This window comes from Polaromonas sp., assembly GCF_035638815.1.
Classification (GTDB): Bacteria; Pseudomonadota; Gammaproteobacteria; order Burkholderiales; family Burkholderiaceae_C; genus Polaromonas.
Genome location: NZ_DASQZG010000009.1, coordinates 184,908 through 201,358 on the forward strand (window position 1 = coordinate 184,908; position 16,451 = coordinate 201,358).

Below are 16,451 nucleotides of genomic sequence, written 5' to 3' on the forward strand. Positions count from 1 at the left end.
ATTTATGGATTTAATCAATTAAATAAGCTGGTTATCACTTTCTATTTGCGGTTATTTCAGTTTCCGCCTTTTGGCATGTCACTGGCGTTCACGATAGCGGGCAGCGTGAAGAAAAACGTAGCCCCTTTACCCGGCTCAGCCTCTGCCCAAACCTGGCCGCGGTGCCGCCCAATCACACGGCTGACCGTCGCCAGACCCACTCCCGTGCCCGGAAACTCTGTCACCGCGTGCAGCCGCTGAAAGGTGTTGAACAATTTGTCGGCGTAGGTCATATCGAACCCGGCACCGTTGTCCTGGACATAAAAGGCCGAGGTGCCCGTGCTGTCTGCCTTGTAGCCCACCCGAATTTCTGCGCGGCTTTTCTGGGAAGTGAATTTCCAGGCATTGCCCAGCAGGTTTTCCATGACGACGCGGATCAGCCGGCCATCTCCCAGGGCCAGCAACCCGTCATCGATGTGAATGTCAGCTTGCCGTTCGGGCTCACGGCCCCGGCATTCGTCCACAATCTCACGCGCCAGAAAGCTGATGTCAACGGTTTCCTGGCGCATCTGCATACGTGAGACCTGCGCCAGCGACAGCAAGTCTTCAATCAGGCGCCCCATCTGCGCAACGCCGGCCTGAATACGGGTCAAATAATGCCGCACCTTGTCGTTCGGCCCCGACGCGTCAAGCTGCTTGGCAAGCAGCCGGCTGAAGCCATCGACGGTGTTCAAGGGGGAGCGCAAATCGTGCGATACCGAATATGAAAAAGCTTCCAGCTCCTGATTGGACATGCGCAAGGCTGTCTCAATCGCCTTGATTTCGCTGACGTCCGCATCAATACCCACCCAGAACATGGCCTTGCCATCTTCGCCCAGCACCGGCGCGGCCCGGTAGGACATGGTGTGATAAGTGCCGTCTCTGGTAAGGAAGCGGCGCATGCCCACGTACGGGGCCAGGCTTTTGGCAGAAGCCTGCCAGTTCGTCATGACATCGGGCAGATCGTCAGGGTGAACCGCAGCCGTCCAGTTATTTCCCTGCCAATCATCACGGGTACCGCCCATCAAGTCGTACCAATGCTGGTTAACGTAAGTAAGTCTGCCTGCAGTGTCCGCATGCCAGATGATTTGTGGGGCCTGATCCGCGAGGGCCCGCGCCATGGCTTCTTGCCGCGTCAAAGCGGCTGTACGTTCGGCCACTTTTTCTTCCAGACCCGCATTGAGCTCGCGCACCTGCTCGAACAAACTGGCATTTTCGAAGGCGATGGAGGCGAGCTGCGCCAGCTCGGCCGTCACGTACTGATCCTCGATGCTGAAGTCACCCTCGTATTTGTCCGTCAATTGCAGCAAGCCAATGTTTTCCCCGCTATGACCGGTCAGGGGTACGGCCAGCCAGCCGCGCATGGGCGGGTGTTTGTCATTTGGGCTCGCCAGACTGCTCCAGCGCGGGTGTGCAAGCAGCTCTTGCTCGCTCAGGCGCATAGGCCTGTTGGCGTCGCACACCACAGAGTAAATTCCGCTGCCATCCCACTGGCTTACAAGACCCCGGAAACCAGCGTATTTTTCTGACAGCGACTGAACATTAAGCGCCTGCGACCAGTCGGCACCCCTCTTCACACTAACGACAGCCTGATGCGCACCGATGACACCACGGGCTTGCTCGGCGACCTCCTGCATCGCTCCTTCCAGCGTCTGATGCGCGGCGATCGCCTGTGTTGCGTCTGCGGCGCGCTGCAAGGTAAACAGATAGTCTTGTGCGGCCTTCTCGGCCTTGATCTGCGGCGTGATATCCATCGCCACAACAAACCTGGCAACAGTTCCCATGTAAGTGATCATGCGGGCAACAACTTCGGTGGGAATTTCAACGCCGTCCTTGCGAAGATGAATCCACCGGTTGGCCCCGCCCACAACCGGGTTGGACACGTTCTGCCTGAGGCGCTCCCGCTCCTCCGGGGGGCGTATGTCATAACTGCTCATCTGCAAAAATTCTTCGCGTGAATAGCCATAGTTGCTGAGAGCTGTTTCGTTGACCGCCAGAAACCGGAGCGTCTTGTCATCAACGATCCACATTGGCACGGGTGCCGATGCAAACAGCGCGGCATAACGCTGCTCGCTGTCAACCAGCGCCTGCTCGGCAAGTTTGCGCTGGGAGATGTCACGCTCGACCGAAACCATGTGTGTGAACCAGCCCTTTTCATCCGCAATCGGCACGATATCAAGCTCCAGCCAGAACGGATCCCCCGACTTTGTGTAATTGATGAGCTCAGCCCGCACAGGCTGCCACTTGCGCAGTGCAGCGCTGATGCGGTCCAGTTCGGACCGCTGGGTCAGAGGCCCCTGCAACAACCGCGGCGACTTGCCAATTACTTCCTCGCGGCTGTAGCCGGTGCGCCGTTCAAACGCATCATTGACAAAAACGATGCGGGGACCGGGCTCCTCTATTGGTTCGGCCTCAGTGATGAGGACGATGTCGTTAAGCCGCGAGACAGCCGCCTCCAGCAGTTTGAGATGCGCCTGGGCAGCATGCTGCTCGGTAACGTCCTGAAAGACGCCCACCAGTCTCACGGTTTTTCCATCTTCCTGAATGGCCTGACCCTGCAGCCGCACCTGGATGCGTCGCCCTTTGGCGGTCACGAAGGGCAGGACCAAATCCCAGGACTGGCCGTGCTCAATACCGGCCATGATGGCTGCGCGCGCAATGGGCTGAGCCTCAGGAGCATAAAAACCGATGGCCTGCTCAAGCGCCGTGGAGCGCCCCCTGAAGTCGACGCCGTGAATGCGGTAAACCTCGTCGGAGCAGACAAGCGCCATGCGGTCCAGTAACAGCTCCCAGCCGCCGATCTTGGCCATTTCCCCCGTCCGGTTGAGTAGTTCGGTGTTGCGGGCAACCGTTTGTTCTGCCCGCTTGCGCTGCGTTATTTCCTGAACCACGCCCGAGCGCCGTGTACTGCCGGTGTGATCACCTTGGTCATTCACCCGACCGAAAAAGTGAACCCAGCGAACCTCTCCTTTTCCCGTGACGACCCGCACCTCGGTATCAAAAGGCAAGCCACCCTCCACCGCCACCGCGCGTGCGGCCTTGAAGCGCTCCTGGTCGTCGGGATGAATCAGCCGGATAAGCCCTGGAATGGTCCCATCAAAGCCAGTGCGATCGACGCCCAACACGTCATAGACCTCGTCAGACCACCAACTTTGCGAAGTCTCCGTGTCGAGTTGCCAATAGCCGATCCGCCCCAGGCGCTGGGCGTCTTCCAGTTTTTTCTGCGCGTTCTCACTGCGCGCCAGTTCTGCCTTTAGCGCGTCGCGCTGCTTTTGCAGCGAATCGGCCATCTGGTTAAAGGCTCCGGCCATTTGCGAGAATTCACCGTCACCTTCCAGCAGTGATGCGGAAATTCGTTCGTCAAAAATGCCCTGTTCGATTTTGCGGCTCGCGCCAAGAATTTCATTGGTGGGCTCGACGATGGCACGGCTGCCCATCATCCAGGCCAGCCAGCTTCCGAGAAAAGCCACGAGTCCCAGGACAAGCAATTCCAGAAATAGCTCATGTCGCGCCGGCCCGACGGCGAGGTCGCGATCGGCGCTCACTGCCACGAAAAACAGAGCATCGGGACCAAGTCTCACGGGGAGAAAAGAATAAAGCCGGGACTTTCCTTCGCCGTCCTGACCCTCTGCCGAACCCGCGCGCATGTAGGTGATCGCTTCCTGCAGCAGGGGGATGCCTACGGGTTGCCCCACCACGGCCGAGGGGTCCGGACTGGTGGCCAACACAATACCCGTGCGATCCGTGATGAGAAACCGGCTGCCGGTGGGCAACGGCACACTGGCCATGGACCTGGAAAATTCTGCAAGATCAATACTCGCAACGGCTACCGCAGTGACCGCACCGTTTTCTTCAATCGGCATGCCAATGTTGAGGGCCGCCTTGCCGGTCGCACGCGCCACCATGTACCCACTAAAGGAAAGGTTGCGCTTTGCCACCGCGCTTTTGAAAAACTCCAGGTCTCCAACAAAAATGCTGCTCGAGCTTCCTACCCCATCACAGATGAAGTGCCCGTCCGGGCCAATGATGCCCAGGTTGGTGTACATCGACAGTTGCTCATTCAGGCTCGTCAGATAGCGGCCGCAATCGTCGCGGTTTCCAGAGATCAGGCCGGGGGTTTTGGCAACTGCGATTAGGATCTGATGGGCCGATTCGCCAACTCGCTGATGGTTGGCGGCAACAAGCGCGGCGGAAAAGCGCAGGTTTTCGGTGACGCGCTGGATGGTTGTGTCACCAATGACCCATGCCTTCAGCAAAAACAGGCCCAGCAACGGCAAGATGGCCAGCATCACAACCATGACGAGTCGCGCGCGTAAACCGATCCTGACCTTCATGCTTATTCCCGCTGTTGCCCTGACTCCAATGTAAGTCAGTACCCGCTAGGGGGGAAGCACAAACTGAACGGTGCCGGTTGCGGCGCGCGTCTATGTGGGCTGGATGCGAAAGAAGTGTGCACTCTGTGACGCAAAGACACGCGCGGTGTGAACTGCGTCACACGCTCACCGCCCTACTGGTGGATCTTCAGGCGGTTGCGATGGATTCGTTGACGCGCAGCCAGTACTCTTGAAGGCGGCTTAATTTTTCAGTGAATTCACCAAAGTCCACAGGCTTGCGAACGAAACCATTGGCTCCGCTTTGATAGCAGGCAATGATGTCGGACTGTTCGCTGGAGGAAGTGAGCATGACCACTGGCACCAGAGCAGTCACCGGATTGGCCCGTACGCTACGCAGAACATCGAGGCCGGACAACTTTGGGAGCTTCATGTCCAGCAGAATGAAGGCCGGTTGTTTTTGAGTGTCGCGACCCGCATGAACGCCCTGGCCAAACAGATAATCCAGCGCCTCCGCGCCATCACGCGCGGTAACGATGGCGGTATCCGCCCCTTGTTCTTGCAGCGTCAAGACGGTGAGTTCAAGGTGGTCTGGGTTGTCTTCAACAACAAGTATTGGTTTCTCGTTCATATGGCGCCTGCGTTAGCTGTTAGTTTGCCTTGTCACTTTTATCACATTTGTCACATTTGTCATTTTACAGAAACTCACAAATTTGTCTAGGGTCCGATGGCTTGCCGTCGTGTAGTCCATTAAGCCACCTCGCGGCAAAAATTACCATCGGGGCATCGCCTCATCGGTCAACTGGGTTCGCAACGCCGCGTAGTCGGGGACAACAGCCCGCACGGTGTCCCAAAAGCGCGGGCTGTGGTCCATCACCCGCAGGTGACTCAACTCGTGCACCACCACATAGTCAATCACGGACTGCTTGAAGTGAATCAATCGCCAGTTCAGCCGAATGGACCCGTCAGCGCTGGCACTGCCCCAACGGGTGCCCGCGCTGCTCAAACTCAGCTTACGCCAATTCACGCCCAATTGTGGTGCAAAGTGGTCCAGCCGCTCGGTAAAGACACGTTTGGCCTGCCGCATCAGCCACGCCTGCACGCTGTCCCGGATCTGCTCGGCTGTGGCGTCATGCGCGAGCCCGATGTGCAGGGTGGTCCTGGCCAGTCCGGGCAGGCTGTCGATTTGCGCGTCTGACGGGGCGCTCAAAACAGCCGCCGTCTTGAGCTCACCTCCGACTCCGCCAAAGGCGTGACGCGGGTCTATGACCACAATCACGGGTTCGCCTAAAAACGGGAGCGTGGTCCCGTCCTTCCACTCAATACGTGCCGACTCCATGCGGTCGCGCCGCGCCCGGGTTTCCTTGAGCTTTTTGAGAATCCAGCTGGATTTCTCCAGAACGGCTTTGTCAATCTCATACAGCGGCACCCACTTGGGCGCGCTGACCACCAGCCCTTCCGGCCCAACCGAAAACCCGATGGTGCGGCGTTTGCCCCGGCGGAACTGGTAGCCCACAACTGTCTCGCCCAGCAGGGCCTCGCGCGTGGCCGCTGGGTGCCGATAAGTGGCCGGCGCCAGCAACTGCTGCAGTGTCTGCTCAGGACGCGAATCAACAGGAGCGGGTGGAGTTGCTATTTTTTCAGTAGCAGCAACATGAGGCTCCGCAAGGGCCGGTATCGGTTTTTCCTCTTCAACCTGCGGTGGCTCCGGCGCAAAGAGGTCCAGGGTGAACTGAAGAAGTCTTTGCATGGTGGCAGTTCAGGGCTGAGGGCTGAGGGCAAAAACAGCGATTCGGCTCAGAACCGGGTCTCGGCTGTCTCAGGGTAGGCCTCGGGATCCAGTCGGCGCATCTCGGCTTCTATCCAGGCTTCCACTTCACGCATCAGTTCTTCAGGTTTGCGGCCCACGCTGCTGATGGGCTTGCCAATTGAAAAGTCAACGATGCCCGGTTTTTTGATGAAGGCCCTGCGCGGCCAGCATTTGGCCGAAGACACGGCAATGGGAATCACGGGGGCGCCGGTTTCAATGGCCAGCCGTGTTCCGCCGGTTTTGTAAACGCCTTTTTGCCCGCGGTCAATACGCGTGCCTTCCGGAAACATGATGACCCAGACGCCCTGGCTCATCAGACGGCGGCCTTGATCAACCACCTTGTTGAAAGCCTGCGCGCGCTGACTGCGATCAATGTGGATCATGTCCATGCGGGCCATGGCCCAGCCGAAGAAGGGCACGTACAGCAGCTCTTTTTTGAAAACGTAGGCCAGCGGATGCGGCATCAGCGTGGGCATGGAGAACGTCTCCCACGTGCTCTGGTGCTTCAGCAACAGCACGGCCGCGCTGGTTTCGCCACTCGGCAGGTTTTCCATACCGGTCACCCGGTTCTTGATACCCAGGATAAAGGTGCCGCCACTGACCGCCACGCGCAGCCAGCCTGCACACATCCAGTAAATCTGGGTGCTGCTGCCAAAAAGGGAGAACAACAAAACGGCAATGGCCCACGGAATCACCGTGACAACCATCCACAACAGGTGCAAAACGGAGCGAATCAGGGCCATGGCGTGTCTTTTCGGGGAAGATTTTAAGGATTTTAAGCACTTGGCCCTTTAACCACGGGCGAAGATAGCTATTGTTTTTATAGCATCACACCGTCAGACCACTGCGCCGCGGGTCAGGAGAAACTCGACAAAAGCGGCAAGATTGGCGTGCAATCGCGTCCCGGGCGGCAGGCCATCGGGTTGCCCGCCGTCCTGGTAATGAGCTGATTTTCCCGTCAGCACCAGGTGGGGCTCGCAGCCCGCAGCCGCACCCGCAACCAGGTCACGCACAGAATCGCCAGCCGTTGGCACCGATTTGAGTGGCACACCGAAACGCGCACCGATCTGCTCAAACAGGCCCGGCAAAGGTTTGCGGCAGTTGCAGCTCTCTTCCGGACTGTGCGGGCAATAAAAAACCGCATCCACGCGGCCGCCAACAGCGGCAAGCATCTTGTGCATCTTGGCGTGCATGGCGTTGAGCGATGCCACATCAAACAAACCGCGGCCCAGCCCCGACTGGTTGGTGGCGACGACCACATGCCAGCCCGCATGGTTGAGCCGCGCGATGGCTTCCAGCGCGCCGGGAAGCGGCGTCCACTCCTCTGGGCTTTTGACGTACTCGTCGCTGTCGCTGTTGATGGTGCCGTCGCGGTCGAGAATGACAAGTTTCATGGCGCGCTACCCGTGGGTCGGAAGATGAAATTGTTGAAGTAGTCCTTGGCGTCCCAGAAGCGGTCGCCGATCTGCTTTTGGTGGATTTCATCGCGAAACTGCTCCGCTGGCAACTCACCGATACCCGGCATGGCCAGCGTGGCGCGGTAGCCCAGCGACACCACAAACGCAATAAAGTCCTGCACCGTTTGACCTGCAGGCATGTGCCGGCCTTCACACTCAATCACCAGCAAGGGTTTGTCGCGGCGAATCAGCGTCAACGCGCCCTGAACAACGAAAAGTTCGTGGCCTTCCACGTCAATCTTGATCACCTTCACAGGGGCACTCAGCTTGTCGGCAGCGTACATATCCAGCGTGGTGACCTGTACGGTTTCTTTATGGCATTGCGTCTTGTCGGCAACACTGGCTTCCAGTGAGGCGCCCGGTGAATCGCTGTCACCAGGGATGTACAAATCAAGCTCACCCTGCTGATTCGACAAGGCAAGGTTTTCAATGGTGACGTTGGTCAAACCACTGCGCTGGCATGCGCCCACCATGTACTGCGCCAGTTTTTTCTGGGGCTCAAACGCCACCACCGGCGCCCCGCCCGCCCAGCGCGCCATCGAATACAAATAGCTGCCCTTGTTGGCACCCACGTCCAGCACAGCCCCGCCGCCGCGCAAGGCTTCGCGAATGGCTCGCAGCTCAAACACCTGGTCCCGGTAACGTGTTTTCCATGCCCGCCAGGCCAGCTTGAGGTCCATCATGCTCAGGGCTTCAGGCTGCCAACCTGGACAGGTCAGCCACGCGGTTCATCGCGTCATGCAGGCTTTTAAGAAGCCCTTGCCGGTTCAGACGCAAGTCCATCTCTTCGGCGTTGACCATCACGCCGTCGAAGAAGGCATCGACCGGTGCGCGTAATGCCGCGAGCGATTGGAGTGAAGCGGTGTAGTCACCGGATTCGAACTGGGCGTTGGCCTTTGGCACCACATCCCGCAACGAGGCATAAAGCGCGATTTCCGCAGGCTCCTTGAGCAGCACCTCGCTGACATGGGGGTCAACCGTGTCGGCTTTCTTCAGAATGTTGCTGATGCGCTTGTTGGCCGCAGCCAGGGCTGGCGCTTCGGGCAGTGCGGCAAAAACCATCACTGCGTGCATTAGAGATTCAACCTCGGCAAGACGCTGCGGGTTGAGAGAAAGGACGGCATCAATTTCGAAAGACGAATACATGGATGGTTCGACAACGCGGTACTCCGTTTGAACACCCCTATCAACGTCCCGAAAATAGTGCCGTAACCGCTCATAGACAAATTTTTGTACTTCGGCGGTCGGATTGTTGATGACCGACCCAAAAGCACTAACGGCGATTTCAATCAAAGCATCCAGTTCAACTGGGATCCTGGCTTCGATCAGCATACGCACGATACCTAGCGCATGGCGGCGCAGCGCAAACGGGTCTTTGTCGCCGGTTGGCAAGTTGCCGATGCCGAACATGCCCACCAGGGTTTCCAGCTTGTCGGCCAGCGCCACCACCACACCTACCTGATTACGCGGTAGCTCGTCGCCGGCGAAGCGCGGCTTGTAGTGGTCTTCAATTGCGTCGGCCACGTCGGCGCTAAGGCCGTCGTTGAGCGCGTAATACCGGCCCATGATTCCCTGCAACTCAGGGAATTCGCCGACCATATCGGTCACCAGATCGGTCTTGGCCAGTCGTGCGGCCTGATCGGCCTGCTGCGCCAAGGCGTCGCCGCCTAGCTGCTGACCAATGGCCTTGGCTATGGCCCGTACGCGTTCGACGCGCTCACCCTGCGAGCCCAGCTTATTGTGATAAACAACCTTGTCCAGACCTTCGACGCGCGAAGCCAGCGTCTTCTTGCGGTCCTGATCAAAAAAGAACTTGGCATCGGCCAGGCGCGGGCGAACCACACGCTCATTACCCTGAATCACTGCGCTGGCGTTAGCCGGACTGATGTTGCTGACCACGAGAAACTTGTTGCTCAACTTGCCCGATGCTTCGAGCAACGGGAAGTACTTCTGGTTCGCCTTCATCGTGAGGATCAGGCATTCCTGCGGCACGTCGAGAAACTCTTTTTCGAATTCGCAAACCAGCACATTCGGTCGTTCAACCAGTGCGGTCACTTCGTCGAGCAGCGCGTCGTCTTCAATCGCCTTGACGCCACCTCCTACTTTTGCGGCGGCGGCTGTGAGTTGTCGCGCGATCTCGGCTTTGCGTTCTGCAAAGCTGGCGATCACTGCACCGTCTTTTTTAAGCGTGGCCGCATAACTGTCAGCGTCTTTCAAAACTACCGGGTCCACGGAAGCCTCAAAGCGATGGCCGTGTGTGCTATTGCCAGCTTTCAGGCCCAGTGCCTCGATGGCCACCACTTCGCTGCCGTGCAGCGCGACCAGCCCGTGGGCGGGGCGCACAAACTTCACGTCGCTCCAGCCGTCGGCCAGCTGATAGGTCATCACTTTGGGAATCGGCAATTTGGCGATGGCCTCCAGCAAGGCTTTCTGCAAACCTTCTACCAATGTGGCGCCCTTGACCGTGCTGTCATAAAACAGCGCCTCGGCCTTGCCGTCGGGAGCGCGCTTGAGACCAGCAACAGCCGACGCGTCGGCGCCTAGCGCCTGCAGCTTCTTGAGCAGCGCGGGCGTCGCATTGCCTGCAGCGTCAAGCCCCACAGCCACAGGCATGAGCTTTTGCGAAACAGCCTTGTCGGAAGCCTGCACTGCAACAGCCGTCACATGCGCGGCCAAACGCCGCGGCGAAGCAAAGGACGTCAATGCAGCGTCGGCAGCGGTCAGGCCTTGCGCCTTGAGCTGTTCAAACAAAACGCCAGCAAACGCGTCGCCCAGTTTCTTCAGCGCCTTGGGTGGCAACTCTTCAACAAACAGTTCAACCAGAAGGTTCTTCGTCGTCATGTTCAAGCGGCCTTCTTCGTCATCTGTTCAACCCATTCGCGCGGCGCCATGGGGAAGCCCAGGCGCTCACGGCTTTCGTAATAACTTTGTGCCACTGCCCGTGCCAGGTTGCGGATGCGGCCAATGTACGCAGCACGCTCGGTCACGCTGATCGCGCCGCGTGCGTCCAACAAGTTGAAACTGTGAGCAGCCTTGAGCACTTGTTCGTAAGCGGGCAACGCGAGCTGAACGTCGATGAGATGCTTGGCCTGTTTTTCGTGCGCGGTGAAAGCCGTGAACAAAAAGTCGGCATCACTGTGTTCAAAGTTGTAGGTCGATTGCTCAACCTCGTTTTGTTTGTAGACATCGCCGTAGCTCAGCTTGGCGCCGTCCGCGCCTTCGGTCCAGGTCAGGTTGTAAACGTTGTCCACGCCTTGCAGGTACATGGCCAGGCGCTCCAGGCCATAGGTGATCTCGCCGGTGATGGGCTTGCAGTCAATGCCGCCGACTTGCTGAAAGTAGGTGAACTGCGTGACCTCCATGCCGTTAAGCCAGACTTCCCAACCGAGGCCCCAGGCACCCAGCGTTGGGTTTTCCCAATCGTCTTCTACAAAACGAATGTCGTTTTTCTTCAGGTCAAAACCCAGCGCTTCCAGCGAGCCAAGGTACAGCTCCAGGATGTTGGCGGGCGCGGGCTTGAGCACCACCTGGTACTGGTAGTAGTGCTGCAGGCGGTTGGGGTTCTCGCCATAACGTCCGTCTTTCGGCCGGCGGCTGGGCTGCACGTACGCGGCCTTCCAGGGCTCAGGGCCAAGCGCTCTCAAAAACGTAGCAGTGTGCGACGTACCGGCACCGACCTCCATGTCATAGGGCTGCAAAAGTGCGCAACCCTGGGCATCCCAGTAGGACTGCAACTTCAAGATGATTTGCTGAAAGGTCAACATAAGTAGGGTGTGCCGCGGCGCATGGCTGCAGATAGGCGCAAGTAAAGGACCGCACGGGCTGAACCCGCGAAAACCCTTGATTTTACGGAGCTTTTTACGGTTTACCCTCGTGAATGAGGAAAGTGTCATGACAACCCAACAACTGATCCTAAGCCTGGTACTGGCGACGATGGTGTTTTCGGTCGCGCTGGAGCTGAAGCTGGACGACTTCAGGCGCGTGGCGCAAACGCCCAAGGCTGTGACCTGCGGGCTGATTCCTCAGTTCATCTTGCTGCCCGTTGGCACCTGGCTCGCCACACTGGCGCTGGACCTGCCGCCCAATGTTGAGGCGGCCATGATTCTGGTGGCCGCCTGTCCGGGCGGCAGCCTGAGCAATGTCATCACCCACCTTGGGCGCGGCAACACGGCGCTATCGGTCAGTGTCTCGGCAGTGGCCAGCCTGATCGCGCTGGTGGCCACGCCTTTTAATTTCAGCTGGATGGTCGCCGCCAACCCTGCCACGGCAAGCTGGCTCAAAAAGCTGGACATCGACCCCTCGGGCATCTGGATCAGCCTCTTCGTGTTGCTGGCTCTGCCCATGGCGCTGGGGCTGCTGGTCTCACACAAACTGCCCGCACTGTCAGCGCGCATCCAGAAGCCGCTGGGTAATTTTTCCCTGCTCGCCCTTCTTGCTTTCATCGTGATCGGGCTGATCAAGGAGCGCCAGTTGCTGACGCTGGGCTTGCTCCCGATGCTGGTCATCGTGATTGCGCACAACGCAATGGGCCTGTTTTTCGGGTGGGCGACCAGCAAAGCGATGGGCGTGAGCGAGCGTGACCGGCGCGCGGTGATGATCGAAGGCGGCATGCAAAACTCAGGGCTGGCGCTGGGCATCATTGCGGTGCAGTTCAACTCAGATTTGGGCATGGTCCTCATTGCCAGCCTGTGGGGCATCTGGCATATCGTGAGTGGCTTGTCGCTGGTCTGGTTCTGGAGGAAAAAAGATGCTCGATCTGCTCATTAAAGGCGGCACCGTCGTTGACGGCAGTGGCGCTGCGCCTTTTGTGGCCGATGTCGGCGTGCAGGATGGCCGCATCGTTGAGATCGGGCCCATCACCGGGGCAGCGCGTGAAACTGTAGACGCCACCGGCGCCTGGGTGACCCCGGGCTTTGTAGACATTCACACCCACTACGACGGCCAGGCCACCTGGGACGAAACTTTCAGCCCCAGCATTTACCACGGCGTGACCACCGTGGTCATGGGCAATTGCGGCGTAGGCTTTGCACCACTGCGGCCGGGTAGCGAGGACCGGCTGATCAAGCTGATGGAGGGTGTGGAAGACATTCCCGGCGTGGCGCTGACTGAGGGCGTGAAATTTTCATGGGAAAGTTTTGGCGACTACCTGAACGCGCTGGACGCCATGCCGCACAGCCTGGACTTTCTGGCCATGGTGCCGCACGACCCGCTGCGCATGCTGGTGATGGGCGAGCGCGCAGAGGCCCGTGAGGCCGCAAGCGAGCAGGACATTGCGGCCATGCGGGACCACCTGCGTACAGCGCTTGAAGGCGGTGCGGCGGGATTCTCCACCGGCCGCTCAGACAACCACCGCACCGCCGAGGGGCATGACACGCCGGCCTCGATCGCCAGTGCTGCAGAGCTGACCGGCATTGCAAAAGCCTTCGTCGGGCTGAAACACGGCGTGGTGCAGGTGGTCAGCGACTTTGACCTGATGCAGGGCCGGCAAAATTTCGACGCAGAGTTTGATCTGGTCGAACAACTCGCTATCGCCAGCGGCCGGCCGCTGTCCATGAGCTGGCTGCAGCGCGACCCGGGTGGCGAGCAGTACCTGGCCATGCAGGCCCGGGTGGAAGCCGCCGTGGCGCGCGGATTGCCGCTGTACCTGCAAACCGCAGCGCGCGGCATTGGCGTCATCAACGGGCTGGATGCGAGCTTTCACCCTTTCATGGGTTTTCCGGGCTACAAGGAAATCGCCGCACTGCCCCTCGCGGAGCGTGCGGCAGCGATGAGGGAGCCGAACAGAAGATCGCGCATATTGAGCGAAAAATCCGATCGCCTCGCGGGCGACGGCACGCCGATTCCACCGCTGGTCGACATGCTGCTGGCCCGTATCGAGATGATTGCCGGTCGCATGTTCCCGCTGGACGCCACGCTGAACTACGAACCCAACGTGATGCAGAGCTTTCTGGTGCGCGCCAAACAGCGCGGCACCACCGCACTGGAGGCGCTGTACGACCACTTCAGTGAAGGCGATGGCAACAACCTGGTGTACTTCCCGATCTTCAACTACAACCAGGGCTCTCTGGACACCGTGCGCCAGATGCTGGGCCATCCGCGCGCCTTGTTCGGGCTGGGCGACGCCGGTGCGCATGTGGGCACAGTTTGCGACGCCAGTTTTTCCACATTCATGCTCACGCATTGGGTGCAACACCGCGCGCAAAACCGTCTGCCGCTGGAGCAGGCAGTGGAGATGATGACCTCGCGCAATGCCCGCTACCTGAGCCTGACCGACCGCGGCCTGCTGGCGCCCGGGCTGCGTGCCGATATCAACGTCATCGACCCTTCGCGATTAAGCGTCGGGGTGCCGCAAATGGTGCGGGACCTGCCTGCAGGCGGCAAGCGTTTTTTGCAGAAGGCGCGGGGCTACATTGGTACCTGGGTTGCGGGCCAATGCGTGGCCCGCGAAGGAGAAGTGACCGCGGCCCGGCCCGGCCGGCTGGTGCGCGCGGGCAGATAGCGTCGACAACAGAATGGGGAGAACAAAGGGCCGGATTCACAATGAAATGTGCATCCGGCCCTTTAAAGACGGGCGGAAGCAGCTATTATTTCAATAGCGAACTCCGCGTCCGACGCAGGTTAATACTCCCAGAAAATCCGCTGCAATTGCTTGCTGTCGAGGTTTTTGGTCAGCGCCACGGCGGCCAGGATGCGCGCCTTCTGCGGGTTCAGGTCATGAGCGACGACCCAGTCGTATTTGTCGTCAGGCTGCTCTGCATTGCGCAGCACAAAGCCTTCAGCCACGCGTGAAGAGCGGATCACCTGCACGCCCCTGGCGCGAACTTCCTGCAGGGCCGGAACCACGCGGTTGGCCACGGAGCCGTTGCCGGTGCCGCCATGGATCAGGGCCTTCACACCCGATTTGCCTGCGCCGTCCACCAGGGAGCGTGGCACGTTGCCGTAGCTGTACACGATGTCAACCGGTGCCAGCGCTTCGAATTCGTCAATGTTGAATTCGGATTGGGCGGTGTGACGCTTCACAGGTGCGCGGAACCAGTAGTTTTTGCCTTCAACAACCATGCCGAGAGCACCCCACTGGCTCTTGAAAGCCTCGGTCTTGATGTTGATGGTTTTGGCAACGTCGCGGCCGCTCTGGATCTCGTCGTTCATGGTGACCAGCACGCCCTTGCCTGCGGCGTCCTTGCTGCCTGCCACGCTGACGGCGTTGAACAGGTTCAGTGCACCGTCGGCTGAGAGAGCCGTACCCGGACGCATGGAGCCAACCACCACGATGGGTTTGTTGGTGCGAATCACCAGGCTCAGGAAGTAAGCGGTTTCTTCCAGCGTGTCAGTGCCATGCGTGACCACAATGCCGTCCACATCAGCCTGCTTGACGAGTGCCGAGACGCGTTTGCCCAGCTTCATCAGGGTTTCGTTGTCAAAACTTTCAGAGGCAATCTGCGCAACCTGCTCCCCTCGCACATTGGCAACGTTGGCCAGTTCGGGAAGACCTGCCAGCAGCTTGTCGACCGGCACCTTGGCAGCGGCGTAAGTGGCGCTGTTAAGGGCCGAGGCGCCCGCGCCTGCGATGGTGCCACCGGTGGCCAGAATCACGACATTGGGCTTTACCGCCTGGGTTTGCGCCTGTGCGTATGCAAAGCCGGGCAAAGTGGCCAATGCGGTCAGGCCGAGCTGAACCGCCAGCTGGCGGAGCTTTTTGCTGAAATTCATGGGGGAGGTCTCCATTAAGTGAGTTTTTTTCATAGATGCCGAATGCGGGGCCTCGGCTTGCCGGGTAGCCGCTTTACCTTGGCTGTATTGGCCAAAGGTGGCTCATCGTAGCGATGCCGGGCTGACGCGGCGATGCATAATCGCGGGGAAGATATGAATAAAACTCACAGCCTCCCCCAGAAAGCCGCTGGCCGCATTGAACCTCCGTCAACTTGAAGTTTTCCAGGCCGTCATGCAGACCGGCAACATGAGCGCCGCCGCACGATTGATCTGCATCACACCGTCGGCGGTGAGCAAAACCATTGGCCACACCGAGCTTCAGCTGGGCTACAAGCTGTTTACTCGCATCAAAGGCACGCTGGCCCCCACACCCGAAGCACATGTGCTTTTTGAAGAGTCCACGGTGATTCACCGCAAGCTCGATGAACTCAAACGCATCGCACTCAATTTGCGCCAGGCCGACGGCGGCCAGGTGCGGTTGGCCGCCATTCCGTCCATCAGCCATGAGTTTTTGCCGCTGGTGCTGGAAAAACACCTGACGCGCCACCCGCGCATCAGCGTCGAGGTGCGCACTTTGCATCAGGACCAGATGGTGCAGGCGCTGCTCACGCGCGGCGTGGATTTTTCGCTGGGTTTTTACCCGCACCCGCATCCGCTGATCACCAGCACCATGCTAGTGACCGGCCCGCTTTATCTGGCTGTGACCAGCGAGATCTGGCAACGCGCCGTGCGTGCACGGCGGCAAAACCCCATGAGCTTTTTGTCCAGCATGCCACTGGTGCGGCTGGTGGGCGATGACCCGATGTGTCAGTCGATTGACGAACTGGCCAGGCACCTGGGCCTGACTGCGCCGGCCAGCCTGCAGGTGCACACATCGCGGCTTGCGCTGGAGCTGGTCAAGCGCGGCATGGGCTGGACCGTGGTTGATTTTTTGACCGCGAGCAATCTGGACGCGACATCCATCACTGCGGTTCCCCTGCATGACTTTGCGCCGCTGGCGTTGCACCTGTACTTTGCAACCAGCACGCCGCCGGGGCAGGATGCTTTGCGCATGTTGGGCATGCTGCCGGATCTGCTGCACGCCGTGATGGGCCGGTCAATCAGCGCTGTTTGAGAGCGCTGTTT

At 59.4% G+C, this 16,451-nt stretch carries 12 protein-coding genes; 3 read left to right on the plus strand and 9 right to left on the minus strand.

Features of this window, described 5'->3' with window-relative positions; all coding sequences use genetic code 11:
• Window positions 1-56: 56 nt before the first annotated feature.
• The 8 genes from VE934_RS04825 to glyQ form a co-directional block, all read right to left on the minus strand.
• On the minus strand, window positions 57-4,352 hold the full coding sequence (locus VE934_RS04825) for a PAS domain S-box protein (protein WP_324884873.1): 4,296 nt from the start codon (window positions 4,350-4,352) through the stop codon (window positions 57-59).
• A gap of 187 nt (window positions 4,353-4,539) precedes the next feature.
• Window positions 4,540-4,980 carry a response regulator gene (locus VE934_RS04830; protein WP_324884875.1) on the minus strand — a complete coding sequence of 147 codons (441 nt, stop codon included), beginning with the start codon at window positions 4,978-4,980 and terminating at the stop codon, window positions 4,540-4,542.
• 141 nt (window positions 4,981-5,121) lie between these two features.
• Entirely contained in the window at window positions 5,122-6,099 is a 978-nt protein-coding gene (locus tag VE934_RS04835) for a SprT family zinc-dependent metalloprotease (RefSeq protein ID WP_324884877.1), read from the minus strand.
• Between the two features lie 47 nt (window positions 6,100-6,146).
• Entirely contained in the window at window positions 6,147-6,902 is a 756-nt protein-coding gene (locus VE934_RS04840) for a lysophospholipid acyltransferase family protein (protein ID WP_324884879.1), read from the minus strand.
• 93 nt (window positions 6,903-6,995) lie between these two features.
• Entirely contained in the window at window positions 6,996-7,553 is a 558-nt protein-coding gene (gene gmhB / locus VE934_RS04845; RefSeq protein ID WP_324884881.1) for a D-glycero-beta-D-manno-heptose 1,7-bisphosphate 7-phosphatase, read from the minus strand.
• The gene (locus VE934_RS04850; RefSeq protein WP_324884883.1) at window positions 7,550-8,299 is read right to left on the minus strand and encodes an FkbM family methyltransferase; all 750 of its coding nucleotides are present in this window, start codon (window positions 8,297-8,299) and stop codon (window positions 7,550-7,552) included. Before VE934_RS04850 ends, gmhB begins: the two co-directional genes overlap by 4 nt.
• Before the next feature lie 10 nt (window positions 8,300-8,309).
• On the minus strand, window positions 8,310-10,457 hold the full coding sequence (gene glyS, locus VE934_RS04855; RefSeq protein WP_324884885.1) for a glycine--tRNA ligase subunit beta: 2,148 nt from the start codon (window positions 10,455-10,457) through the stop codon (window positions 8,310-8,312).
• Window positions 10,458-10,459: 2 nt separating this feature from the next.
• Window positions 10,460-11,380 (minus strand): glycine--tRNA ligase subunit alpha, encoded by a 921-nt coding sequence (gene glyQ / locus VE934_RS04860; RefSeq protein WP_324884887.1) that lies wholly within the window; start codon window positions 11,378-11,380, stop codon window positions 10,460-10,462.
• Between the two features lie 127 nt (window positions 11,381-11,507).
• Here glyQ and VE934_RS04865 point away from each other — a divergent pair, with 127 nt between their 5' ends.
• Window positions 11,508-12,383: a bile acid:sodium symporter family protein gene (locus VE934_RS04865; RefSeq protein ID WP_324884890.1), complete on the plus strand. Its 876-nt coding sequence runs from the start codon at window positions 11,508-11,510 to the stop codon at window positions 12,381-12,383.
• The gene (locus tag VE934_RS04870) at window positions 12,364-14,115 is read left to right on the plus strand and encodes an N-acyl-D-amino-acid deacylase family protein (protein ID WP_324884892.1); all 1,752 of its coding nucleotides are present in this window, start codon (window positions 12,364-12,366) and stop codon (window positions 14,113-14,115) included. The genes VE934_RS04865 and VE934_RS04870 overlap by 20 nt, the downstream gene beginning before the upstream one ends.
• Window positions 14,116-14,234: 119 nt before the next feature.
• Here the strand turns inward: VE934_RS04870 and VE934_RS04875 are convergent, their stop codons facing one another.
• Window positions 14,235-15,326 (minus strand): asparaginase, encoded by a 1,092-nt coding sequence (locus tag VE934_RS04875; RefSeq protein WP_324884894.1) that lies wholly within the window; start codon window positions 15,324-15,326, stop codon window positions 14,235-14,237.
• Between the two features lie 196 nt (window positions 15,327-15,522).
• Here VE934_RS04875 and VE934_RS04880 point away from each other — a divergent pair, with 196 nt between their 5' ends.
• Entirely contained in the window at window positions 15,523-16,440 is a 918-nt protein-coding gene (locus VE934_RS04880) for a LysR family transcriptional regulator (RefSeq protein WP_324884896.1), read from the plus strand.
• Window positions 16,441-16,451: the final 11 nt, after the last annotated feature.

What these genes read in the sequence shown, in the direction of transcription:
- VE934_RS04825 (WP_324884873.1), bottom strand. Translation starts at nt 4,352, where the DNA reads ATGAAGGTCAGGATCGGTTTACGCGCGCGACTCGTCATGGTTGTGATG.
- VE934_RS04830 (WP_324884875.1), bottom strand. Translation starts at nt 4,980, where the DNA reads ATGAACGAGAAACCAATACTTGTTGTTGAAGACAACCCAGACCACCTT.
- VE934_RS04835 (WP_324884877.1), bottom strand. Translation starts at nt 6,099, where the DNA reads ATGCAAAGACTTCTTCAGTTCACCCTGGACCTCTTTGCGCCGGAGCCA.
- VE934_RS04840 (WP_324884879.1), bottom strand. Translation starts at nt 6,902, where the DNA reads ATGGCCCTGATTCGCTCCGTTTTGCACCTGTTGTGGATGGTTGTCACG.
- gmhB (WP_324884881.1), bottom strand. Translation starts at nt 7,553, where the DNA reads ATGAAACTTGTCATTCTCGACCGCGACGGCACCATCAACAGCGACAGC.
- VE934_RS04850 (WP_324884883.1), bottom strand. Translation starts at nt 8,299, where the DNA reads ATGATGGACCTCAAGCTGGCCTGGCGGGCATGGAAAACACGTTACCGG.
- glyS (WP_324884885.1), bottom strand. Translation starts at nt 10,457, where the DNA reads ATGACGACGAAGAACCTTCTGGTTGAACTGTTTGTTGAAGAGTTGCCA.
- glyQ (WP_324884887.1), bottom strand. Translation starts at nt 11,380, where the DNA reads ATGTTGACCTTTCAGCAAATCATCTTGAAGTTGCAGTCCTACTGGGAT.
- VE934_RS04865 (WP_324884890.1), top strand. Translation starts at nt 11,508, where the DNA reads ATGACAACCCAACAACTGATCCTAAGCCTGGTACTGGCGACGATGGTG.
- VE934_RS04870 (WP_324884892.1), top strand. Translation starts at nt 12,364, where the DNA reads ATGCTCGATCTGCTCATTAAAGGCGGCACCGTCGTTGACGGCAGTGGC.
- VE934_RS04875 (WP_324884894.1), bottom strand. Translation starts at nt 15,326, where the DNA reads ATGAATTTCAGCAAAAAGCTCCGCCAGCTGGCGGTTCAGCTCGGCCTG.